The organism is Parendozoicomonas sp. 209JJ7-1 (genome assembly GCF_058147085.1).
Genome location: NZ_JBYVJU010000003.1, coordinates 174,797 through 197,932, shown reverse-complemented (window position 1 = coordinate 197,932; position 23,136 = coordinate 174,797). Strand labels below are relative to the sequence as shown.

Genomic DNA, 23,136 nt, shown 5'->3' with positions numbered 1-23,136 from the left:
CTCAAAACAACATCGCCTGCTCGACGGGATCGGATATTAATACCAAAATCAAAAATCAGGTTTCATAACCATGAATGCAGTTGTTATCGCCGTACTTGCCATGCTGGCCTTAAGTATGGCCCGAATGAATGTTGTGCTCGCTCTCTTCCTTGGCGCTTTGATCGGCGGCCTGTTTGAGGGGATGGATATTGCCGCCACCCTGTCCAGCTTCGGAACCGGACTCACCAACGGGGTCAATATTGCCATGAGTTATGCCCTGCTGGGCGCTTTTGCCATGGCGGTTGCCCGCTCCGGTGTGCCGGAGTACCTGGCAGGGAAGATAATCAACAGTATACGGAACGGTGTCCGGGGCCGCCGCCTGGCTCTGCTGCTCTGTATCATTCTTATGGCCGTGGCTTCCCAGAACCTTGTGCCGATTCACATCGCTTTTATCCCGATCCTGATTCCTCCTCTGCTGGGTGTGTTCAACCACCTGCAGATTGATCGTCGCCTGATCGCCTGCTGCCTGACCTTTGGCCTGACAGCGACCTATATGCTGCTGCCCGTGGGTTTCGGCAATATTTATATGATCGAGATTCTGGCTGGAAACCTGCGTACCAATGGCCTTGAGATAAGCAACAGTCTGATGCCCCAGGCCATGATGATTCCCGTAGCCGGTATGTTTCTGGGCCTGCTGGTTGCGATCTTCTGGAGTTACCGCAATTCACGTGCCTATCAGCAGGAAAACACCAAAGTCGTATCCGTAGACACTTCTAATATCCCCGTCACCAAACTTGCAGCCATCGCCATTGCCACTGCCTCGGCCCTGGCCGCCCAGCTATGGAGTGAATCCATGAGCCTCGGTGCTCTGGTGGGTTGCATGGTTATGGTGGTGACTAATGTTATCCACTGGCGGGAAGCGGACGATGTATTCATCCAGGGTATGAAAATGATGGCCTACTGCGGCTTTATCATGATCTCAGCTGCAGGTTTTGCTGAAGTGATGCGGGCGACCGGTGATATTAACAGCCTGGTATCCTCCATCAGTGAACAGTTCGCCAACCAGAAAGCCCTGGCTGTACTGATGATGCTGGTCGTCGGCCTGCTAATTACCCTGGGGATTGGTTCCTCCTTCTCCACAGTTCCCATTATCGCCGCTCTGTATGTGCCCCTGGGTATGGAAATGGGACTGTCTCCTCTGGCTATTGCTGCCCTGGTAGGAACCGCCGGTGCCCTGGGCGATGCGGGCTCCCCGGCTTCCGACTCAACCATTGGCCCCACTGCCGGCCTGAATATTGACGGCCAGCACGACCATATCCGTGATTCCGTATTTCCGACCTTCCTGCACTTTAATATTCCCCTGGTGCTGTTTGGCTGGCTGGCGGTTATGGTTCTGTAGGATATAAAAGACCAGTGCAGTTTTTTACAGCAGGGCGTTTGTCAAAAGAGAAATGTTCGGCTGCAACAGCCAAAGAAGGAGACAGAAAAGAGGTTTTGAAAAGAAGAAATATTACAGGCGTTATCTCTTAAATATATGTACATAATTCCACCACCGCAACACCCATTCAACAGATAATAAAAAAAACCTGTTTTCACTCACACCGTGCTTGCCTTGTTCATTTTTCTCGACGCATAATCAAAACAGGCCTGTCGAAAAGCTAAGATTAAAAAGCGATAAGACGTATGACAGCGCTGGTGGTCCTGACAAGACCAGAACGTAGCCCCCAACCGGCACTGCCGGGTGCCGGAAACGTTAGGGAACAAGGAGCAGCTAGATGCATGATGCAGTGACGCTGAAACCGATTCAGTCGACCCTTGGCACCACGTATATACTGGACAGCAATGTCCTCATCCACGATCCTAACTCACTGTTAAACTTCGAAGAACACCAAGTCGTCATACCCATCACAGTTTTGGAGGAACTGGACAAACTTAAAAACGGCAAACAGACAATAGCCGCAGACTGTCGTCAGGCTATACGCCTGATAGACCGCATCGTCGGCTCAGCCTCACCGGAAGAAATTGAGCAGGGGGTACCGATCATCCGGGGAGAAAAGAGCCCGCCCAACGGCAGCCTCTCCATAAAAATGCACTCCCCTCCCGCCAATGTCACCATGCTTCCCACCGACCTCAACGACAACCGCATAATCAACGACATCTGTCACCTTAAACAGGAAAACCCCGACGAGACCTTTGTACTGGTCACCAAAGACATCAATATGCGCCTTAAGGCCAGGGGCTGCGGGATTATGGCGGAGGACTATCACAATGATCAGCAGATATCCGATGTCAGCCTTCTGCCCCGAGGGTTCCAGGAACTGAAAGGCAGTCTCTGGGACAGAGTCACTGATGTAAAAACCACCCAGCACAATGGCCGTACTCTCCATACCCTTCCGCTGCCGGAAGATATCAGCCCTCCGGGTATTAATGAGTTTATTGTTGATCAACAGGAGTTTGTCGGACAGGTTACGGAATTCAAAGACGGTAATATCACCCTTGAGCATATGGACAGGGAAAAACTCCTTGGCCGGAAAGCCTGGGGACTTCAACCGCTGGATATCTACCAGGCCCTGGCCCTGCACCTGCTGCTGGACCCGGACATACAGCTGGTCAACCTGAATGGCCCGGCCGGCTCCGGTAAAACCATTCTTGCTCTGGCCGCAGCCATAGAAATGACCGTGGCAGAGCAGCAGTACCGACGCATTATCGCCACCCGCAGCACCAAAGGGCTGGATGAAGATATTGGTTACCTGCCCGGTACCGAAGCTGAGAAAATGGAACCCTGGCTGGGGGCCATCACCGACAATCTGGAAGCTTTGCACAGCGATGATGAAAGCACCCGCAGCAGTGTGGATTACATCCTCGACCGGGTTCCCATTCACTTCAAATCCCTGAACTATATCCGTGGCCGCAGCTTTCAGCACAGTCTGATTATTATTGACGAGTGCCAGAACCTGACACCGCACCAGATGAAAACCATCATCACCCGTGCCGGCTACGGCAGCAAGGTGATCTGCCTGGGCAACCTGGCCCAGATTGATACCCCTTATCTCAACCCGGCCAGCTCCGGGCTTACTTACCTGACCCAGAGGTTCCGTAATTTCAACTATGGCGGTATGATCCAGCTTGAAGGTGTGCCGCGCTCGGCTTTGGCGGCTTTCGCAGAGGCTAATCTGTAGATCCTTTCCCCTTGATACAGGATCGGCGGCAGGGCTCTGAAGCCGATCCGTTTCCCAGCTTCACCGCATACCAGAAAAAACAAAAAACGGAACACAGGCGTTCCAAAATATATCTTTGAGTCTCAGAGGTATTCCCGTATCATGGCTCTCAATAATTCGGATAAAGCCAATAACAAGAGGATTACACCATGACCGACCAGTTGGATCTGGAGCAAGCTTATCAGCCCCTGGAGAACGTCCTGGTTGTCGTTGACCCCACCCAGGACAAGCAGCCCGCCCTGGATCGCGCCATCAAAACCGCAACGATTGCCGAAAAAATTCCGCAGATTAATATTTTCATCGGTGTCAACTCATCCGCAACCGACACTAATGCGGAGAACTGGAAACTCTACCGCGATAATGAGTGGTTTCTGGAACTGGTGGAGCCACTGAAAGAAGCCGGCATCAAGTACACTTCAGCCATCTCCTGGGCACACCAGTGGCAGGAATCCATCATGTATGCCGCAGACTATTACAACTGCGCCATGATCTGCCTGTCCGATTACACCGGCGACGGCAGTGCCTTTAGCCATGAAGGCTGGGCTATCTGGGGTCTTATGCGTCACGCCAACTGCCCGGTACTGATTGTCCGTGAAAATTCAAAGCCCAAGCGTACCGCCATACTCGGTGCCGTCAACATCCAGAACAAGAAAGAGACGTACCAGGAACTGACCAACAAGGTTATCGCCATTACTGACTGGATCGCCAAAGGGTATGGCGCTGAGATGCATATTGTTAACTCCTACCGGGACTCCCTGGACTTCCCGGACAGGGCGCAACTGCTGCGCAAGACCAATCTGGAGAACGACAAGGTTCATATTCGTCAGGGCGAGCCCGAAGACGTTATCCATGAAGTCGCTACCAGGATTGACGCGGATATCGTGGTGATCGGCAGCCGTAACCGCCGTGGCATTTCCGCCATGATGAAAGGCAATACCTCAGAAAAGGTTCTTGCCAAAGTGAAGCAGGATATTGTTGTGTTGAACTGAGCAGGCTGTTTCAAAACGGAACAGCTTATACAGAAAAGACCACCTTCACCGGTGGTCTTTCTGCTTTTACCCCTGCTTTATTCCGGCCCGCATCCTATTGCCGAACGTTACGGCTCTTGTTGATACGCTTACGGTCAATACCGTATCTCACCTGCGAAGCTGAAAAGAAATATCCGGGTTAGTTGATGAGAAAAGTTAATGGTACCAATAGGGATATGCGACTGGAGAAAGAGAGGCAGGCGGAATAATATGGACGCAAACGGATAATAACGGGAACCTTCTGTGCTGATAGTTATCTCCCCTGCCAAGACTCTTGATTACAACACACCGCCAACAACAGATGTATTTACCCAACCGGATTTTCTGGATCACTCCCAGGAATTGATTGAACAGTTAAGGGATCTGTCCCCCGCTGATATCGGCAAACTGATGGGCATCAGTGACAAGCTTTCCGGGCTTAACGCAGCCCGTTATGAAGCCTGGACAACACCGTTCACCCCCGAGAATGCCAAGCAATCCGTGCTGGCTTTCAAGGGGGATGTTTATACCGGCCTTAACGCGGAAACACTGAATAAGAAAGAGCTGGATTTTGCCCAGCAGCATCTGCGTATCCTAAGCGGCCTGTATGGGTTATTGCGACCACTGGATCTTATGCAGGCCTACCGGCTGGAAATGGGTACCAAATTCGCTAATACCCGGGGCAAAGACCTGTACACCTTCTGGGGAGGAATCATTACCGATGCCCTGAACCGGGAACTGGAAAAGCAGGACAGCAATATTCTGGTGAATCTGGCCTCCAATGAGTACTTCAAGAGCATCAAGCCAAAGTTATTACAGGCAGATATTATTACCCCGGTTTTCAAAGATCTGAAAAACGGTCAGTACAAAATCATCAGCTTCTACGCCAAGAAAGCCCGGGGGCTGATGACCCGGTATATTATCGACAGGCAGATTACTGAGCCGGCCAAGATGAAAAAGTTCAACTATGGAGGCTATCAGTTCAACGCTGAGTTGAGTAATAACAAAGAATGGGTATTTACCCGGGATGAAGCAGAATAAACGGGATTTCTCGTTTGTATTGTCAGGCCTTACTCAGAACCAAGCAAGCACCAATCCCGCAAGCTGAACCTCAGGCTGCGGGATTTTTTATGTTGCCTGTCAGTATTTATACGAGAGAGAAGCCATAAAAATATGGGCACTCATCCTGTATTTACCCTTGTACTCCAGCTTGCCCTTGCTACCGTCGGCATTGTGACTCACCTCATCCACCTTCTCGGTTTTGGGCAGCAGGTAGCCATAGGCCATATCAACAACCCAGGATTCTGATGGCAGGAAGCGGGCACCCATGGCCAGCCAGTTTCTGTCTGTATCAGGAATACGGGCTGTGCGGTATTCATCTTTGACAGGAGACTTATCAAATGCGTAGCCAAAGCGCATCAGCCATTTGTCATTCAACTTATACCTTGCCCCGACAGACGCAGACCAGACATCCTTCCATTTTTCTGGAACATAGGAAATCGTCTGCCCTTTACCTGCCATTTTGAGATCCAAAGGGCCAACCTTTATATTAAAGGGTTCATCAGCAATAACCCTTATCTCTTTAAAACTGCTCCACCCTGTCCATAAGGCACCGGCCACCAGCTCCAACTGCTCGTTTATCTTATAACTGCCCCCGATTTCAAACATCTGCGGCAATTTCAGCTTCAGGTGGCCATCGGCCTTACCCTGTATACCAGTAGGCTTAATCCCTGAAGACCCGGGAATCTCAAACCCCACATCGTATATCCTGGCCTGCCCCTTCACCTTGAAATCCACCGGCGAGGTATAAGAGAGACCAAAGCTGGCCTGCTCTGTCTGCCACAGAGCCCCAACCTTTACCCCTGCACTCCAGCCATGTCCTTTTACCTGCGAACGACCATATGCCTCCACCAAAGCCCCTCCCACAACGGGCAAGGCAACAATCTCATTTTTATCCTGGGTCAGCTCTCCTTTCACATAGGAAGCAAACATCCCAATCCCCACACTCAGATTATCGGTAAACTGATAGCTCAGGGTTGGCTGAATATTTATATTCAGGATTTTCGATTTCCTGGCCAGATAACGGCCAACAAAATCCTTGCCATAATCGGAAACCAGACCAAAAGGCGCATACATTCCAAAACCAAAACGCCAGCGTTCATTAAAGGGAATCACATAATATGCGCCGGGCACAAATTGCGGAGAGACAAACGGACTTCCGCGGTCTCCCACCACATCAATCATCCCCGCTTTAGGAGGTAAACCTACAATAATTTCAGGCTCTCTTCCTGAGTAATCAGAAAGGTGCCCTTTCGGCGCAATCAAGGCACCGCCCAACGTCCATTGCCGTGTATCCAGGGAAGATAACGCTGCGGGATTGGCCGCCAGGGCTGAAGCATCCTGCCCTGCAGCCACCCGCCCTGCAAAAGCCGTCCCTGCCGCTGAAGCAGAAGTTTCATTCAGGGCAAAGCCGGCCCCCTGGGTAACACCGGAAGTCAGCAGGGAAGTGGTTGCCAAAACCACAAAACCCGCAGGAATACGACAACGGAACGACAGCATAAACTTCTCCCAACGTCTCTCAGCCACCGGACCAGAAATAAACCTGAGCCAAACCGAAATACCGGTTCACTGATCCACAGCATTAAGTACAAATCATCAGTGTGTCGAAAGGCGAAAAGTGTAGCAGTCGCTGTAGAAATGCCCGGCTTATCTACGAGCCTCTGGCTGGGTCAGCCTTGGAAGGGATAAGTTGCAGTAAATAGCCAGCAGTCGAAGAATGAAAACAACAGTGGCGCAGAGGGAGGCAATCACACCGTCGGAAATCCCCGTCTTCTGCAGTATAAAATAGAGGGCACCCCCGGCAATAGATGCCGTCGCATAGATTTCATGGCGCAGTACCATGGGAACACGCCCGGCCAGTACATCACGTATCATACCGCCGCCAGCACCAGTCAGAACCCCCATTACCACAGCAATCATGGGGTCAACATTAAAAGCCAGGGCTTTTTCCACGCCAATCACCGTAAACACCCCAAGGCCGAGGGCATCGACCAGAAGAATCATATACCGGGTTTTATGCCACCACTGCCGGCCAGCCAGGGTCAGGACTGTGGCCAGGCAGATAGCCGTCAGATAGGTCGTGTCCTTCACCCAGAAAACAGGTGTACTGCCCAGGATAAAATCCCTCAGAGTGCCACCACCAACAGCCGTAACAAACGCCAGAACCAGAGCCCCAAAAACATCGAGATTCCTGCGTGCCGCAACCATGGCCCCAGAGGCCGCAAATACAGCGGTTCCCAATATGTCGAGAGAATAAAGTAACATCAGCAATCCCGGTTCTCACACATGCAGCACCTGATTTTATAAAGCATTGAGCAGCCGGCCATTGTAACGAAAGCCGACTCTCGGGAAACAAGGGAAATATACCTACAGAACAAGGCGCTGGGAACTGTACTTACTCAGCGTATCCGGGCTTCTTACGGGATATACGCTCTGAAACAGACATGCCAATAGCCGACAGAACAAAGACTATATGCAGTAGCATGTACCACATGATTTTATCGTTGGGGGTTTTCTGGACATCCATAAACACTCTCAACAGGTGAATGGAAGAGATGGCCACTATAGAGGACGCAAGCTTGGCCTTGAGCAGGTTGGTGTCCATTTTGCCCAGCCAGCTCAGTTCACGAGCTTCGCTGGCAATATCTATACGGGAGACAAAATTCTCATACCCGCTCAACATCACCATCAGGGTTAACCCACTGACCAGCACCAGATCAACAATCCCGAGAATGGTGAGAATCAGGGTTTTCTCATCCATCAGGTCAATATTGAGCAGGACAGAAAACGTGGTCTGAAAAAACTCATAAACAATAGCCATCAAAATCAGGCTCAACCCCAGATATAAAGGGGCCAACAGCCAGCGAGAGGCGTAAATCAATCTTTCAATAAAGTGTTCGACTGCTTTCATAGGCACAATGATGACCATGTACTGACAAGAATCTGACCGGAAGCCTGACTGTAGAAGATAAATTCAGGGCAAAACAGGCCATACATTGAAGGTCGGTTAATTCATTGATCTGGACTAATAATCCGGCGTTTTGCACAATGTCTCCCCCGAGACAGTTCCGCCTCATTATTAACTGTCCATGAACGGGTCTGACTATAAATCTTCTGGAGGGGACACCATGACGAACAGCCACGGCACAGTCCTGATAACAGGGGCGTCCCGCCGCCTGGGGCTATACAATGCCCTCCGTCTGCTGGAGCGTGGCTATTCTGTAATCGCCACCTATCGCCAGCACTCTCCCGGTATAGAACAGCTTCAGGCCGCCGGTGCCCTGACCCTGCAGGCCGATCTAAGCCAGACTCGCCAGACTCGGGATCTGATAGAACAGGTCCGCGCCCACACCTCTAGCCTGCGGGCCGTTATCCACAACGCCTCCGGCTGGCTGTCGGACAGTGATTCCGCCCTGGATACCGAGCCTATGGAGTCCCTGTTCCGGGTGCATATGGAGGCCCCCTGGCTGATCAACCGAGGCCTGCATCCTTTACTGAAAAACTGCAGTGAAACTGCGGACATCATTCACATGACCGATTACAATGCCCTGCGAGGCAGTGATCATCATGCCGCCTATGCCGCAACCAAGGCGGGGCTGGAGAGCCTGACCCGCTCCTTCGCCCGAATGTACGCGCCGAAGATAAAAGTTAACGCCATCGCGCCGTACCTGATCATCAAGAATGAGCAGGATGAAGTGATGGCTGCCATGAATGCCCTGCATATCCCTCCCATGGGACTTGAGCCGGGTGAAGATGTGATCTGGCAGTCGCTGGTTTACGTACTTGACAATCCCTACATCACCGGAATAACACTGCCTGTGGACGGCGGTATGTCATTAGGCTGAAACGGACCATTAGACTCATGAATAACGACCTGAGCGAACACTACAAAGCAATACTGGAAGGACTGGGAGAAGACCCCCAGCGGGATGGTCTGAGGGACACCCCGAACCGAGCTGCCAAAGCCATGAACTTTCTGACCAAGGGCTATCACCAGAGCCTGGGGGATATCGTTAACGGTGCGGTGTTTGAGTCCGACAACGACGAAATGGTTGTTATCCGGGATATTGAGCTTTATTCCATGTGCGAGCACCACATGCTGCCCTTTATTGGCAAGGCCCATGTCGCCTACCTGCCCAAAGGTAAGGTGCTTGGGTTATCCAAGTTTGCCCGCATTGTTGATATGTACGCCCGCCGCCTGCAGATTCAGGAAAACATGACCCTGCAGATTGCCCAGGCTATTGAAGAAGTCACGGAAGCCCGCGGTGTCGCGGTCGTGATTGAAGCCAAACATATGTGCATGATGATGCGCGGCGTGGAGAAACAGAACTCGTCCATGACTACCTCAGTTATGCGGGGCGATTTCCGTTCTCACCTGCCGACCCGGGAAGAGTTCCTGCGTTATATCGCCCGATAAAATCTGTTCAGTAAATATCAGGGCATTAAGGGCGGTGCCACTGCCCTTACCTGAGCTATTCCAGACAGTTCATCAAGCCCGTTATATCCTGACACTGCTCTTCTGAGGACAAAACCTGGGTAGTGCTGTATAAAGCCTTTGCGGCTTGTTTAGCCCCGAGAAGAATCACCCCGTCATCCAAAATCTTCTCCTCTCTTTCAAGAACATCAAGAATTCGCGCCAGATAACCTGCAAGGGCTGACAGTTTCTCATCAAATGTCGTATATATATCACCCTTCTTCCCAACATAATCTCTTTTCTTTTTCTTCTTTAATGAACGTTGCCCCTCCTGAGATATCGCTTGCTGCTTTATCTGCTCCTTCAGGCAGAAGGCTCCGCCCATAAGCCTTAGGGTCTGCATGATATTCAATACCCAGGGGGAATGACCACGCTCGGAAAATGAATACATATACAGTCTGTACAACAATAGCTGAACACTATCAGACGACTCAGCCAACTTTCTCACATCAGCTGTCACAAAGGAATCAAACAGCTCATCAACACTTACCCCCACTACATCCCCAGCAATGCTAAGTGTAAGATTTTCATTCCATCCATAATTACCAAGTCTGTGACCTACCTTAACAAGACCAGATGCCTTCCCAACCAGCAGTTCATGGGCAAAATGCAGAAGATGGATATAACCGGAATGACCTAACTGATTCTGGAACTGGGGCTTTCCCAATATTTGAGATCCGGCTCTTTCCTGAAGCACTGGTAAAGCCGCCCCCATATACCAGGGCTTTTTTGCAAGGGCCGGTATTTTTGCCAGTACAGGTAGACACACAGGACCTCGTCTTTGTTTTTCCGGATTGTCCAAAAGAGCCAGAAGATGGGAAGCCACCATAAACACAGGCAGCAATTCCTCAGTAGTTCGAGACAGCTTTATTATCGTACTGACACCTTCCACGGTTTTAGCTATATCTTTAAACGGCAATGGATTGCTACCGATTTCAGAGGTACCATCCTGTTCTTTCAGATAGCCATTAATAAAGTCTAGCGCCGCATGTAGTAATCTCACTGTGTTAGAAACAACGACAGATGTATCCTTATCTGATTCCTGAATTAATAGCTGCCCCTGCTCGCCTTTATCAACTTGCATAAATAACCCCCGAATATAAGTTCTTACAAACTCCCAGAACTTCTCTCCATACGGTTTCCAGGGATAATCCCCCTTGTTAATAACAGAGTTCTCAAAAGTTTTCTCAATACGCACTAAATTCCGGGTAAAATCGCTGAACTGAGGGACACGCCCAAAAACCGGCAATTTCCAGCCCTGTGCACCGTTAAATATGCGAAAATGAACAGAAACCGGTTTGTAATCGGACGGTGAGCCTGAACCATTATCGCCAGTCCAGGCTTTATTAATAATCCATACCATCAGATTCCAGACAAAACCCTGAATAAATCCGGGTAAATCATCCTCCCCCAGACTTTCCAGGTTCACCAGAATCTCTGAAAGGTCATCCCCGGAATCCAGCGGCCAGGCTTCAACAGAGTGGTACAATTCTTTATAATTGGCGTCAAAATCCGTATCAGCCATTGAGAAAGTTTTCTTTAATTCGAACCCCCCTTGCTTTTTACCACTGGATTCAGACGCAGGAAAAGACGCACTATGGGCCATTGATTTTAAATCGCCAGCATCTGTTTCCTCGGTTTTCCTACTGCCATTGCCCGGTGTCCAGGACCGTCTCCTGCCTGAGGTCATCCGCAGCTGCACCATTCCCTTTACAAGCTGTTGATTCTCACTGGCTGCAGGCAAAGTAATCCCCAATCTCGGCCCTTTTCCAATGATTCTGGTAGCTGACATTCCAGTCGAAGACTGGGAGCGTCGAGGATGAACAAGTAATTTAGGAAAAGATTGTTGAGATTGAGTCTGGGGCTCCATCAGCTGGTCGGGTGTTGGGCGGAACATTGCAGTAGATTGAAGCTCTTTCTCCATCCCATGACTCTCTCCTGCATAGAAAGCTGCCAGAAAGACGCATAACAGCGCCCTGGCAAAACCATAAAACCTGCACCTAAAGCCGGTCAAAGGCATTGAATATCACTTCCGTTCACTCCGGCTCATTAAAGTAGTCATAAACCAGGAATCAACAGGAATAAATATAAAGCGGATATAAAAACGGCCCCAAGCAGGGGCCGCGATACAACAGTCAAATGAAGCTGAGAATTACTCAGTCCAGTCCAGAACAATCTTGCCGGACTTACCGCTGGCCATAATTTCAAAGGCTTCCTCAAACTGGGACACAGGGAAGCGGTGGGTGATAATCGGGTCCAGATTCAGGCCGGACTGCAGCATACTGCCCATCTTATACCAGGTTTCGAACATCTCACGGCCATAGATACCTTTCAGGGTGAGCATCTTGAAAATCACCTGGTTCCAGTCAATGGTAGTATCAGCGGATGGAATACCCAGCAGGGACACCTTGCCACCGTTGTTCATCAGTTCCAGCATCTGCTCAAAAGCACGGCCATTACCGGACATTTCCAGACCGACATCAAAGCCCTCGGTCATGCCCAGATCTTTCATCACCTCTTCAAGGTTTTCTTCCGCCACGTTTACAGCACGGGTTACGCCCATTTCACGGGCCAGGGCCAGACGGTATTTGTTAACGTCGGTAATGACCACATTGCGGGCACCGGCGTGGCGGGCAACAGCGGCCCCCATAATGCCAATCGGACCCGCGCCGGTCACCAGCACGTCTTCACCCACCATATCGAACTGAAGAGCGGTATGCACAGCATTGCCGTAGGGATCAAAGATAGCGGCCATATCATCGCTGATATCATCCGGTAACGGAAATACGTTGGCGGCAGGAATACACAGGTACTCGGCGAAGCAACCGGGACGGTTTACGCCCACACCCTTGGTGTTACGGCACAAGTGACGACGGCCGGCACGGCAGTTACGGCAGTGACCGCACACCAGATGGCCTTCACCGGAAACACGGTCACCCACCTTGAAGCCAGCCACTTCCTGGCCAATATCAACGATCTCACCAGCGAATTCATGACCAACAGTCATGCCCAGGGGAATAGTCTTCCGGGACCATTCATCCCAGTTGTAAATATGGATATCAGTGCCGCAGATAGCGGTTTTGTGGATTTTGATCAGAACATCGTTATGGCCGGGAGTCGGGATTTCCTTCTCGTCCATCCAGATGCCTTTTTCGGCATGTAGCTTGGCCAGGGTTTTCATCATGGTCATAAAACTCACTCCATTCAGACCGCCAGGATCACCGGCAGCCTGAAATCATCAATTCCGTTACGTCTCAATCTAGCTGAAGAACAATCAGCGAATTACGCCCAGCTCACGGCCAACCCTGGTAAAGGCGGCAACAGCCTGGTCAATCTGCTCCCTGGTGTGGGCAGCGGACATTTGTGTGCGGATACGGGCCTTGCCATTGGGCACAACAGGAAAACTGAAAGCGATAACGTAGATGCCTTCTTTCAGCATACGGTCAGCAAAATCTTTTGCCAGAGCCGCATCACCGAGCATAACCGGAATAATCGGATGATCCCTGCCCGCCAGGGTAAAGCCCTGCTTTTCCATCTCAGCGCGGAAATAAGCGGCATTCTCCTGCAAGCGGGCACGGAGATCATCGCCAGCGGCCAGCAGGTCCAGCACCTTCAGGGTGGTGGCGGCAATAGTGGGGCACAGGGTATTGGAAAACAGGTATGGGCGGGATCGGTTACGCAACCAGTCGATCACTTCTTTCTTACCAGAAGTATAACCACCGGACGCGCCGCCCATGGCCTTGCCCAGGGTACCGGTGATAATGTCAACACGGCTTATTACATCACAGTACTCGTGGGTGCCACGGCCCTTGTCGCCAATAAAGCCAACGGCGTGGGAGTCATCCACCATCACCAAAGCATTATACTTGTCCGCCAGATCACAGATGGCCTGCAGGTTAGCGATAATACCGTCCATGGAGAACACACCGTCAGTGACAATCATCTTGTGACGGGCACCGCTTTCATCAGCAGCTTTCAGCTGGGCTTCCAGGTCAGCCATATCATTGTTGGCATAACGGAAACGCCTGGCCTTACACAGGCGCACGCCATCAATAATAGAGGCATGATTCAGGGAATCACTGATAATCGCGTCTTCAGCGCTTAACACGGTTTCAAACAGGCCGGTGTTAGCGTCAAAGCAGGAGGAATACAGGATAGTGTCTTCCATGCCCAGGAATTCAGACATGCGCTGTTCCAGCTCTTTGTGTACATCCTGTGTACCACAGATAAAGCGTACGGACGCCATACCATAGCCGTACTTTTCCAGTGCGGCTTTGCCTGCTTCAATCAGTACGGGAGAGTTAGCCAGCCCCAGGTAATTGTTAGCGCAAAAGTTCAGGACATTTTCACCTGTAGTTACGGTGATATCAGACGACTGCTGGGAAGTGATAACCCGCTCGTCTTTGTACAGACCCTGCTGCTTGAGTTCTTCCAGCTGACTGGTCAATTGTTCGTAAAATGCAGATTTCATTTCGGCTCCGGGAAGGAACAGCACGCGGCGTTTACAGGATCAGCGTTTCCATGCTCATCCTGGCAGCGCATGAAAGAAAGCCCCCTATTCAACATAGGAGTAACTGAAAACAATACAAAATTGGGCGACATATTACGTATTTTTGCAGCCACTGGCGATAGCATAAACCCGTAGCTATACATAATCCTCCATGCCTAGTCATCAGCCGGCATGATCTGCGCCTATATCTTTCTCATATGCTCAACAGGAAGAAAATGAGGATTACCAGGCCAAGGCTGATCGCAAAACGTCAGTAACCTCATAGAGGAAATCACCGGCATTTGGTTCCTGTAGGTATAATCTGCAGGTATTCCACTTACAGGATTCATCTTTCATGATGACAGGAAAATTTTCTGACAGGCACTATATAAAGTGTCAATCATAAAAACAAACAGCATAAAAAAACGGTGTTCCCCTTAAGTTAAGGTAACACCGTTTTTTAAAGCTCTAAGCCTGCTTAAAGGGAGATAATCCCAGTCAATTGCCCAACAACAACATCAGCCTGACCTGCGGAAACTTTAACAGCATCCTCAGATGCAGCGCTGGCTGTCAGTACAACCAGACCATTGGTCTTAAGCAACTGCTCCTGTGCTGCATTGCTTTCAGTCAGCACAGCAGGGAAGTATCCCCCTGCAAACAGTTCACGTTCCAGTTCACTTAGCTGCTCAGCGGTCGCTCCTGCTACTTCTATAACAGCCGACTTCTGGCCAAGACGTGCAGCACGCTCCTGTAGCGTAACCGGGCCGGTTGCCAGGTTATCAGCACTGCCAGTCACCATACCGGCACCAACGGTGGCATTGGTCAGGCGGTCTACAACAATAAAGGCACCGGTAGCGCGGTTATCGCTGTAGCCATCAAAGGCTACCGGGCGCGCCAGGGAGAGATGGCACAGGCCAATCTCGTTCAGGGCCAACTGATCAGCCGACTGCTGCTCCAGGGTGTTTACATCCACACGGTGGTGAATATTGCTCACCTGACCGGTCGAGCTGAAGGCACCAATCTTGATGTCATACTGACGACCGGGGCGCAGGGGCTGTTCCGCCATCCACACCACCATGGCATCCAGTTCACTGGCCTGCTCCGGATGGTTATCCGGGCGTACCAGCATATCGCCACGGCTGATATCGATCTCGTCTTCCAGGGTCAGAGTCACGGCCTGACCGGCGAAGCCTTCGTCCAGGTTACCATCAAAGGTGACTATGTCTTTGACCTTACTGATCTTGCCGGAAGGCAGGGCCATCACTTCATCGCCAGGTTTCACTACACCGGAAGCGATGGTGCCGGCAAAGCCGCGGAAGTCCAGGTTCGGACGGTTTACATACTGAACCGGCAGACGGAAATCGTCGAAGTTGCGGTCATTGGCAATCTCAACACTTTCCAGTACTTCCATCAACGTCTGGCCCCCGCCGTTCTCTGAAGAATACCAATCCATATGCTGGCTGGGGTGCACTACGTTATCGCCTTCCAGTGCGGACATAGGTACAAAACGGATATCCCCCATGGCACCTTTGGAAGCCAGAGGCTCGGCAAAGTCCAGATACTCGTTGCGAATCTTTTCAAAGGTCTCCTGGTTGTAATCCACCAGGTCCATCTTGTTGATGGCGACAACGATATGTTTGATACCCAGCAGGCTGGCAATAAAGCTGTGGCGACGGGTCTGGGTCTGCACACCGTGACGGGCATCGATCAGGATTACCGCCAGATCACAGGTGGAGGCACCAGTGGCCATATTGCGGGTGTACTGCTCATGCCCGGGAGTATCGGCAATAATAAATTTGCGCTTCTCGGTGGAGAAATAACGGTAAGCCACATCAATGGTGATGCCCTGCTCCCGCTCGGCCTGCAGGCCATCCACCAGCAGGGCCAGGTCGATCTTCTCGCCCTGGGTACCGATTTTCTTACTGTCATTTTCAATAGCGGCCAGCTGGTCTTCAAAGATCATCTTGCTGTCGTGGAGCAGACGACCGATCAGCGTACTCTTGCCGTCATCTACGCTGCCGCAGGTCAGGAAACGCAGCAGCTCTTTGTTTTCATGCTGCTTCAGATAGCCGAGGATATCGGATTCAATCAGTTCGGATTGATGACTCATCAGAAATACCCCTCCTGCTTTTTCTTCTCCATGGAGCCGGAAGAATCGTGGTCTATCGCCCGGCCCTGACGCTCAGATGTGGTAGTGAGCAGCATTTCCTGGATAATTTCCGGCAGAGTATTTGCTTCAGATTCCACAGCACCGGTCAGTGGATAGCAACCCAGTGTACGGAAGCGTACAGACTTCATCTCCGGCACTTCGTCCTCTTCCAGGGGCATACGTTCGTCGTCCACCATAATCAGCATGCCATCACGCTCAACTACGGGGCGCTTCTCGGACAGGTAGAGGGGAACAATCTCAATGTTCTCCATCCAGATGTACTGCCAGATATCCAGCTCGGTCCAGTTGGAGAGCGGGAACACACGAATGCTTTCGCCTTTCTCGTGCTTGCCGTTATAAACGTTCCACAGCTCCGGACGCTGGTTTTTCGGGTCCCAGCGGTGGTTCTTGTCACGGAAGGAGTAAACCCGTTCTTTCGCACGGGATTTCTCTTCATCCCGGCGGGCACCACCAAAGGCAGCGTCAAAGCCATACTTGTCCAGGGCCTGACGCAGGGCCTGGGTTTTCATAATATCGGTATGTTTAGAGCTGCCGTGGGTAAACGGACCCACCCCCATGGCCAGACCTTCCGGGTTCTGGTGCACCAATAGATCAAGATCATACTCTTTGGCCATACGGTCCCGGAATTCAATCATCTCCCGGAATTTCCAGTCGGTATCGACATGCAGCAGCGGGAACGGAATCCGTCCTGGGAAAAATGCCTTACGGGCAAGATGCAGCATCACCGCTGAATCCTTGCCAATGGAATAGAGCATCACCGGATTGTCAAACTCCGCAGCGACCTCACGAAGAATATGTATGCTTTCTGCTTCAAGCTGGCGCAGATGATTAAGATTGTAATCCGTGCTCATGGGTCTAACCCGTTGTTATCTTTGTCTGTCCGCCGGTTGAAATAAGGCTTATTTTGACGGGGGGAACACTATATCAATAATCATATCGAATATGTGCAACCGTATTTAGAATTATTTGGACTATTTATATGACCACAACTTTTCTCTGCGATAAGCAGACAGATTAAATTTTTCGCATTCTCCTGACTGTCACCCTGGCTTGAGTTCCAGCTGCCTGCTGGTAAGAACCAAATCTGCAGGACGCTGTCTGAAGCTTCATCCTGCCCTGACGCTGTCCTTTGCTTCCGAGTGACCATGGCTGAGGGCTTGCCCTTTGAACAGCTTGGTACCGGTCGTTGAAACCATCGCTGCCCCACTTCTCTGCATCACATACAAATATACTACTATCTACTACTATCTGTATTTCACGGGTCAGCCGTGAGTCCAACAGACTTTCAGTACTGTCCATACATAGCAATCCATACATAGCAATCCATACGTAATAAATAGTTGTTTGTTGTTGGAGTATGAGTATGAGTATACCTGTCAGACTGGCTATACTGCTGATGCCAGTGATTGTGAGTAGTGGCGCGACAGCAGGCCCGATTCTTTCAGAAGAGGCGCAAAGCCTGCCTCCCTGTCCTCCCCCCCCACCAAACCCTTATGGCGGTTTTGGCGCTATTTTACCGGGCTGTTTGAATACTGCTCCACAACTGTCTATTTATGATGTAAAAACCAGTGGTGTATATTTTCTTTCCAGAAAGCGTAATCATTTTCTCTTCATAAACAACGATTTTCCTCTGGTCTTGTGTCAGGCATCCAGGATCGTTGAGGCTGCGGATCACAGCTATGGTCGTGGACCAGGGGATCTGGAGAAGACAAATTTATATCTTCAGGTGTCTCTGGATGGAAAAGGGGGTGCCAGTTTAAGTTACTTTGAGTTAGAGAAAACAGGCATTCACGACCCGAAGGGGCCTTCTTATGTCCGCAAAGGGGATGGCGTAGCATGTACGCCACCTGACGACATGACCTGGCGGAAGTATCTGGAATCCTTTGGCACGCCGCAAGAAGCTTTGCCCTGCTGGGATGATAAGTGGGAAGCGGTTAACAAAATTCCGGTCTACTCGGCAGAACTTCACAATCAGAATGGTGGGGCTTTGGCGTCGCTGGAAGTCCATTGTCCAGATAACATCAACAAAACCTGGCAGTATGTACCCGCCTATCAATCGCGCTCATATAAGATACCCGAAAACACTATGGTTGATGTATGGACTGCCTGCACTGGTAATAACGATTGTTATGGGCGAATGCCAGGCAATGATGTTCAATTAACCGTTGGGGGGGCGGTCTGCCCTGGTAGCTTCTATCACTTTGACTCTTTGAAAGATCACAAGCCCTGCCAATGAGAAATGGGATCAGGTTCAAATGGCACTTACTTAAGCGTCTTCGGATGGCCATGGGCTCTGATTCTCATCTGAGCAACAACCCCTGGAAACATCAATAAGGGATAAGCTTTTTGCCTCCTCTTCAGCGCTCTGGGCTCAAAACGTCCAGAGCGTTGCCCCACAAGACATTGACTCATTAACTCAAACACACTTTCATCACTATTATCGAAGAACAGCAAATGGAACACTTCTGGATACCCGTTACCGATAACTGTATATTGCGAGCGGTCCATTCACAGAATTCAGGAAGTCTCTGGAAAACCTTCAGGATGTCCGTCCCGACGATATATAGGGCGCTACAAAACAGGCTGCTACAAATCGTTCTCAGTTATAATTGATATGTTCCCTCTCCCGGCCCCTTTACGCGACCTTGATGTATATACAGTAGGCCGCCTCTTCTCTTCTTTCAGAGCTACCTGGGTTTCACTTTCAAAAAACAAACCACCTGGCAGCTCCTGATTATTTTTAATGGTAAGTGTGCACCAGATATCCAGATATTGATAAACAAGAAGTGACTCTATTGGCTGGAAGGGCTTATCACGGACAGTTTTGTACTGGACAAATGCAGGCCTGCATTCAAAATGATGTTTTATGGCAACATCCCGGCCATTCGGCGCTCTCTGCACCAGTAATTCATTCAGTTTGCAGCTGCCCTCAAGTTTGAAAGGCATACCTCGACTAAGAGGCATAAGAACTTCCCTGGAACACCTCTGGAGAAGAGCATCCTGTACTTCCAGTACATAACCATGGCACAAGCACTTATAAACAGCCTCACGTACAAGGGGTAGTGAGTGAGGAAACACATTTTCAATATGTAATTCCAGAAGAAACTCAGGGGAATGGATAGCTCTTGCCAAAGGGTCTGCCAGTAGAGCAGAGCTGTTCTCACCAATGCTATCCAACACCCACTCCAGATGAGTGGCCTTAGAGCGTGTTAAACCCGCACCCTGTTGACAGCATTTTTTAACGCTATCAATCACAGACCTGTCACAGGCAACTTTTAGTCTGCCTCTCTGAAAATACTCAAGAAAGCCTTGCCTGGCATCTTCAAGCCCGATCATTTGTGAAGGGAGCAAATCATACCACTCTTCAAGAACAGTATTATCATCTTGAGCCGTATATGATGCTTTCTTTGTACCACCGGCCTGTACTTCAGAGACCGAGACAGGACTTGATTTAAAGTGAACAGGAAACATAATAAACGCCCCGCATTCCGTTTTTGTAAAAGCTAACCTGCTATTGCTTGGACATTTTGTATTGCGACATTTTTTTCCTTCTGGAGGAACTCTGGCCCCTTCCCCGCACTCTCATCGGTCCTGGTGCTGCAGTGTAAGGAGTCGCTCCCTCTTGGTGTACTGGATATCGTGGTCCCACAGATCTACGCATATCTGCCGACTTTGTTGCCAAGGCAGGGAAGAATTCTTCATAGCTATGGAAAACAACTTCTTGTTGAACATTAGTTAAATGCGTCCACTCATCTTTCAACTCCAGTCGACGCTCCATAAGCATCAAGCCAAGTTTATTTTCTCCTTTCTGCCCGCCCTGTTTATCCGCAGCCCCCCAATAACAGTCGTGAGGACTCTGTTCAATAAGAATCTTTCCACCGAATTTCCAGGTATCCGTCAGTAGCAATGCCAGGGCCTGGCGATGTCGTACATCCCTGTCAGCTGATACCACCGCGCTTTCAAAATTAAACTTTGCTTCCAGAGCCTTTCTCATAAAGTGATTGCTGATTCCATCATTCCAACTCTCAACCTTCTGTCCCCGATGACTTCTGGCATACTGAACAGAAGCCATAGGATCATTCCCTAACTGAAGAATCTCTCGCCCCATAGGAGCATCTCTCCCGCCGTACCCCATAACCTGGAAATACTGTTCTGTAGAATCGTAGGTGTGACCATCAATCCTGATTGGACAAGAGTAAGTATTCGCCAGTTCAAAGAAAGGAGCTCCGGAATAGTAAAAACCCAGGCAGGAATAACCCTTATTTATCATCCTCCACCAGTTTTTAACGGTAACCCGCTCAGAATCACCAATATCGACCTCTGGAAGGTTCTCAATACGCCAATCACTCTGGTCAACATTCTTGTATTGCGCCACTGCGACAGGTTTACCGGCACCGGCACTTGATCCGGCACCATAAGCTAATTGTGATGAAGGAATTCGCCCCCACATAACCATTTCCTCTCTATTAACAGTTAATGAGTGCTATGAGAGGCATTGACCTTCAAAGGTTTAAAAAGAGTTATCAGGGGTATCTGATCGGTTAGACAGGGTTCGGAATATCCATAAACCTGTGTTCAATGCCATAATCCCTGGCCAGCCACGTTCCCAGGGCCTGCACGCCTCCCCGTTCAGTAGCATGGTGCCCGGCGGCAATATAGTGGATACCTTCTTCCCGGGCGGTATACACAGTAGACTCTGAAATTTCACCACTGATATAGGCATCCACACCGGCTGCCACAGCTTTATCAATCATGCTCTGAGCACCACCGGTGCACCAGGCAACGTTTTTGACCGGATGATCACCGCCAGAAATCAGCAGGGGCTCACGCCCCAGATGCTGTTGGATTAACTGGCCCAGTTCCCTCAGAGATACCGTCTCTTTCAGTTCACCCACGGTACCGATGGGAAGTGCTTCCGAAGGGTCGAGAGCGCCTGTTTCCCGAAAGCCCAGCAACTGCGCCAGAGTGGCGTTATTGCCCATGGTTGGATGGGCATCAAGGGGAAGGTGATACGTCAGCAGGCTGATATCGTGGGTCAGGAGCTTTTTCAGCCTTCTCTGCTTCATGCCTGTGATTTCATCCTGCTCATTCTTCCAGAAGTACCCATGGTGAACCAGCAGGGCATCCGCTTCCCAGGCAATGGCTTCATCAATCAGGGCTTCACAGGCAGTTACGCCGGTCATCAGTTTTTTTACTTCCGGACGCCCTTCCACCTGCAACCCGTTCGGGCAGTAATCCCGGAATTTATCGGCCTTGAGTTCAGTATTAAGAACCTGGGTGAGTTCAGTAAGTTTCATTAAATAAACCTGGCAGTCCTGGATCTGTATAAAATGCTTGGCTTTATATCTGATATTTCGGGTTTTCTTGTATCCCGAAAAAATGCATATTCTTATACTATCTGTTATGACAAATCCATGATGCGTTTTTTATCTTTTTCATGAATAAAACAGGCTCGGAAGCGACAACAATGTGCCAAAACTCCGCACAAAAACTCAGTGCAATAACCCCAACCGGATTACAGTCTGAATGAACAGGTTCCTTCGCGCGCTCAGCTGGATTGGCTGGCCGGTTCTGTGTGGTTTACTGGCAGGCCTGCTGATTCTGCAGCAGAACTCCTTACAAGGTCTGCTGGGTAATAAACAAACACAGCCTGCCCCCGCTCAAAATATTGCAAGCCAACCTCCATTTTCATTTAACTCTGCCGTTGTGAAAGCCGCTCCCGCCGTGGTGAGCATTTATACCCAGAGAGCCCTGCGCCGGAACCGCACCCGGGATAACAACCTGATAAATGAACCCTTCAGCGGCAGCCGGATTCCCCGTCGCAAAGAGGTTCAGTCCAGTCTGGGCTCCGGGGTGATTGTCAGCCCCGCTGGCTATATCCTCACCAACAACCATGTTGTCAGCGGTGCCGATGATATTATCGTCGCCCTGCAGGATCATCGGGAAACCAGCGCCAAGGTTATTGGCACAGATCTGGAAACCGACCTGGCCGTACTCAAAATTGAAATGGACAACCTGCCAAGCACAGACTGGGCTGATTCCAAATCCGTACGTATCGGCGATATCGTACTGGCCATCGGCAACCCCTTCGGCCTTGGCCAGACTGTAAGCCAGGGCATTATCAGCGCCACCCGCCGGGATCTGCGCCTCAGTACCTATGAAGGTTTCCTGCAGACAGATGCCGCTATTAACGTGGGCAACTCCGGTGGTGCTCTGGTTAATGCCAGAGGGGAGCTTGTGGGAATTTCAACGGCTCTGATTTCCAGCGATGGCGGCAGCGAAGGTCTTGGCTTTGCCATTCCCTCCAACCTGGCCAAGTTTGTTATGACATCAATTATTGAACGTGGCCGGGTTGTTCGGGGCTGGCTGGGTATTGAATCCACCGCCCTCAGCGTTGAACTGGCGGAAGCCTTTAACCTGCCCCTGGGCAGCGGCATCCTGATTTCTGGCCTTTACGATAACGGACCCGCCAGCAAAGCTGGCCTGCAACGGGGTGATATTATTTTGCGCATCAACGATATGGTCACCCACAATGCCCGCAATGTGATGAATCGGGTTGCCAAACTGAAACCCGGCTCAAAAGTGACAATTGTCGTTCTTCGTGATGGCAAGGAATTGCCATTTTCCACCGTGGTTGGGGAGCGCCCCGGAAACAACCACCCGTAATTAACCCGGATTCAAACCCGCACCTGAAATTATTCAGCACCATTGAAAATAGTGCCTAGACTCTCCCGATGCAA

Annotated in this window: 19 protein-coding genes; 8 read left to right on the top strand and 11 right to left on the bottom strand. The window is 50.4% G+C overall.

Annotation, left to right across the window (positions count from 1 at the left end):
• The first annotated feature begins 70 nt into the window (after window positions 1–70).
• From ACY2RQ_RS04395 to yaaA, 4 genes are all read left to right on the top strand, one after another.
• Entirely contained in the window at window positions 71–1,378 is a 1,308-nt protein-coding gene (locus ACY2RQ_RS04395; RefSeq protein WP_490111740.1) for a Na+/H+ antiporter family protein, read from the top strand.
• Between the two features lie 376 nt (window positions 1,379–1,754).
• Window positions 1,755–3,158 (top strand): PhoH family protein, encoded by a 1,404-nt coding sequence (locus ACY2RQ_RS04390; RefSeq protein ID WP_490111739.1) that lies wholly within the window; start codon window positions 1,755–1,757, stop codon window positions 3,156–3,158.
• Between the two features lie 188 nt (window positions 3,159–3,346).
• A complete protein-coding gene (locus tag ACY2RQ_RS04385) occupies window positions 3,347–4,186 on the top strand; it encodes a universal stress protein (RefSeq protein WP_490111738.1) in 840 nt (279 codons plus the stop codon).
• Between the two features lie 282 nt (window positions 4,187–4,468).
• On the top strand, window positions 4,469–5,245 hold the full coding sequence (yaaA, locus tag ACY2RQ_RS04380) for a peroxide stress protein YaaA (protein ID WP_490111737.1): 777 nt from the start codon (window positions 4,469–4,471) through the stop codon (window positions 5,243–5,245).
• A gap of 99 nt (window positions 5,246–5,344) precedes the next feature.
• Here yaaA and ACY2RQ_RS04375 read toward each other — a convergent pair whose 3' ends face one another.
• From ACY2RQ_RS04375 to ACY2RQ_RS04365, 3 genes are all read right to left on the bottom strand, one after another.
• Window positions 5,345–6,790 (bottom strand): OmpP1/FadL family transporter, encoded by a 1,446-nt coding sequence (locus ACY2RQ_RS04375; protein WP_490111736.1) that lies wholly within the window; start codon window positions 6,788–6,790, stop codon window positions 5,345–5,347.
• 120 nt (window positions 6,791–6,910) lie between these two features.
• The gene (locus tag ACY2RQ_RS04370; RefSeq protein WP_490111735.1) at window positions 6,911–7,528 is read right to left on the bottom strand and encodes a trimeric intracellular cation channel family protein; all 618 of its coding nucleotides are present in this window, start codon (window positions 7,526–7,528) and stop codon (window positions 6,911–6,913) included.
• Window positions 7,529–7,658: 130 nt separating this feature from the next.
• Window positions 7,659–8,174: a TIGR00645 family protein gene (locus ACY2RQ_RS04365; protein ID WP_490111734.1), complete on the bottom strand. Its 516-nt coding sequence runs from the start codon at window positions 8,172–8,174 to the stop codon at window positions 7,659–7,661.
• Window positions 8,175–8,391: 217 nt separating this feature from the next.
• Here ACY2RQ_RS04365 and folM point away from each other — a divergent pair, with 217 nt between their 5' ends.
• Window positions 8,392–9,108, top strand: a complete 717-nt coding sequence (gene folM, locus ACY2RQ_RS04360) for a dihydromonapterin reductase (RefSeq protein ID WP_490111733.1) — start codon at window positions 8,392–8,394, stop codon at window positions 9,106–9,108.
• Between the two features lie 17 nt (window positions 9,109–9,125).
• Window positions 9,126–9,680: a GTP cyclohydrolase I FolE gene (gene folE, locus ACY2RQ_RS04355; RefSeq protein WP_490111732.1), complete on the top strand. Its 555-nt coding sequence runs from the start codon at window positions 9,126–9,128 to the stop codon at window positions 9,678–9,680.
• 55 nt (window positions 9,681–9,735) lie between these two features.
• Here the strand turns inward: folE and ACY2RQ_RS04350 are convergent, their stop codons facing one another.
• From ACY2RQ_RS04350 to cysD, 5 genes are all read right to left on the bottom strand, one after another.
• A complete protein-coding gene (locus tag ACY2RQ_RS04350) occupies window positions 9,736–11,262 on the bottom strand; it encodes a hypothetical protein (RefSeq protein ID WP_490111731.1) in 1,527 nt (508 codons plus the stop codon).
• 627 nt (window positions 11,263–11,889) lie between these two features.
• On the bottom strand, window positions 11,890–12,918 hold the full coding sequence (gene tdh, locus ACY2RQ_RS04345; protein WP_490111865.1) for an L-threonine 3-dehydrogenase: 1,029 nt from the start codon (window positions 12,916–12,918) through the stop codon (window positions 11,890–11,892).
• A 93-nt stretch (window positions 12,919–13,011) separates the two neighbouring features.
• Entirely contained in the window at window positions 13,012–14,208 is a 1,197-nt protein-coding gene (locus ACY2RQ_RS04340) for a glycine C-acetyltransferase (protein WP_490111730.1), read from the bottom strand.
• A gap of 496 nt (window positions 14,209–14,704) precedes the next feature.
• A complete protein-coding gene (cysN, locus tag ACY2RQ_RS04335) occupies window positions 14,705–16,336 on the bottom strand; it encodes a sulfate adenylyltransferase subunit CysN (protein ID WP_490111729.1) in 1,632 nt (543 codons plus the stop codon).
• A complete protein-coding gene (cysD, locus tag ACY2RQ_RS04330; RefSeq protein WP_490111728.1) occupies window positions 16,336–17,247 on the bottom strand; it encodes a sulfate adenylyltransferase subunit CysD in 912 nt (303 codons plus the stop codon). The genes cysN and cysD overlap by 1 nt, the downstream gene beginning before the upstream one ends.
• A gap of 512 nt (window positions 17,248–17,759) precedes the next feature.
• On the opposite strand from cysD, the gene ACY2RQ_RS04325 reads away from it, so the two are divergent.
• A complete protein-coding gene (locus ACY2RQ_RS04325; RefSeq protein ID WP_490111727.1) occupies window positions 17,760–18,632 on the top strand; it encodes a hypothetical protein in 873 nt (290 codons plus the stop codon).
• A 350-nt stretch (window positions 18,633–18,982) separates the two neighbouring features.
• Here ACY2RQ_RS04325 and ACY2RQ_RS04320 read toward each other — a convergent pair whose 3' ends face one another.
• From ACY2RQ_RS04320 to ACY2RQ_RS04310, 3 genes are all read right to left on the bottom strand, one after another.
• Window positions 18,983–19,867 (bottom strand): hypothetical protein, encoded by an 885-nt coding sequence (locus tag ACY2RQ_RS04320; RefSeq protein WP_490111726.1) that lies wholly within the window; start codon window positions 19,865–19,867, stop codon window positions 18,983–18,985.
• A 40-nt stretch (window positions 19,868–19,907) separates the two neighbouring features.
• Window positions 19,908–20,846, bottom strand: coding sequence for an NADAR family protein (locus ACY2RQ_RS04315; RefSeq protein WP_490111725.1), 939 nt, complete (start codon window positions 20,844–20,846; stop codon window positions 19,908–19,910).
• Between the two features lie 91 nt (window positions 20,847–20,937).
• Window positions 20,938–21,693, bottom strand: a complete 756-nt coding sequence (locus ACY2RQ_RS04310; RefSeq protein WP_490111724.1) for a Nif3-like dinuclear metal center hexameric protein — start codon at window positions 21,691–21,693, stop codon at window positions 20,938–20,940.
• A gap of 229 nt (window positions 21,694–21,922) precedes the next feature.
• Between ACY2RQ_RS04310 and ACY2RQ_RS04305 the strand changes: the two genes are divergently transcribed.
• The gene (locus tag ACY2RQ_RS04305) at window positions 21,923–23,062 is read left to right on the top strand and encodes a S1C family serine protease (protein ID WP_490111723.1); all 1,140 of its coding nucleotides are present in this window, start codon (window positions 21,923–21,925) and stop codon (window positions 23,060–23,062) included.
• Window positions 23,063–23,136 lie beyond the last annotated feature (74 nt).

Excerpts from the sequence above, each read along its gene's own strand:
- ACY2RQ_RS04390 (WP_490111739.1), top strand. The coding sequence starts at position 1,755 with ATGCATGATGCAGTGACGCTGAAACCGATTCAGTCGACCCTTGGCACC.
- ACY2RQ_RS04310 (WP_490111724.1), bottom strand. The coding sequence starts at position 21,693 with ATGAAACTTACTGAACTCACCCAGGTTCTTAATACTGAACTCAAGGCC.
- ACY2RQ_RS04350 (WP_490111731.1), bottom strand. The coding sequence starts at position 11,262 with ATGGCTGATACGGATTTTGACGCCAATTATAAAGAATTGTACCACTCT.
- ACY2RQ_RS04365 (WP_490111734.1), bottom strand. The coding sequence starts at position 8,174 with ATGAAAGCAGTCGAACACTTTATTGAAAGATTGATTTACGCCTCTCGC.
- cysD (WP_490111728.1), bottom strand. The coding sequence starts at position 17,247 with ATGAGCACGGATTACAATCTTAATCATCTGCGCCAGCTTGAAGCAGAA.
- ACY2RQ_RS04395 (WP_490111740.1), top strand. The coding sequence starts at position 71 with ATGAATGCAGTTGTTATCGCCGTACTTGCCATGCTGGCCTTAAGTATG.
- ACY2RQ_RS04315 (WP_490111725.1), bottom strand. The coding sequence starts at position 20,846 with ATGTGGGGGCGAATTCCTTCATCACAATTAGCTTATGGTGCCGGATCA.
- ACY2RQ_RS04305 (WP_490111723.1), top strand. The coding sequence starts at position 21,923 with ATGAACAGGTTCCTTCGCGCGCTCAGCTGGATTGGCTGGCCGGTTCTG.
- cysN (WP_490111729.1), bottom strand. The coding sequence starts at position 16,336 with ATGAGTCATCAATCCGAACTGATTGAATCCGATATCCTCGGCTATCTG.
- ACY2RQ_RS04320 (WP_490111726.1), bottom strand. The coding sequence starts at position 19,867 with ATGTTTCCTGTTCACTTTAAATCAAGTCCTGTCTCGGTCTCTGAAGTA.
- ACY2RQ_RS04340 (WP_490111730.1), bottom strand. The coding sequence starts at position 14,208 with ATGAAATCTGCATTTTACGAACAATTGACCAGTCAGCTGGAAGAACTC.
- tdh (WP_490111865.1), bottom strand. The coding sequence starts at position 12,918 with ATGAAAACCCTGGCCAAGCTACATGCCGAAAAAGGCATCTGGATGGAC.
- ACY2RQ_RS04325 (WP_490111727.1), top strand. The coding sequence starts at position 17,760 with ATGAGTATACCTGTCAGACTGGCTATACTGCTGATGCCAGTGATTGTG.
- ACY2RQ_RS04385 (WP_490111738.1), top strand. The coding sequence starts at position 3,347 with ATGACCGACCAGTTGGATCTGGAGCAAGCTTATCAGCCCCTGGAGAAC.
- folE (WP_490111732.1), top strand. The coding sequence starts at position 9,126 with ATGAATAACGACCTGAGCGAACACTACAAAGCAATACTGGAAGGACTG.
- ACY2RQ_RS04370 (WP_490111735.1), bottom strand. The coding sequence starts at position 7,528 with ATGTTACTTTATTCTCTCGACATATTGGGAACCGCTGTATTTGCGGCC.
- folM (WP_490111733.1), top strand. The coding sequence starts at position 8,392 with ATGACGAACAGCCACGGCACAGTCCTGATAACAGGGGCGTCCCGCCGC.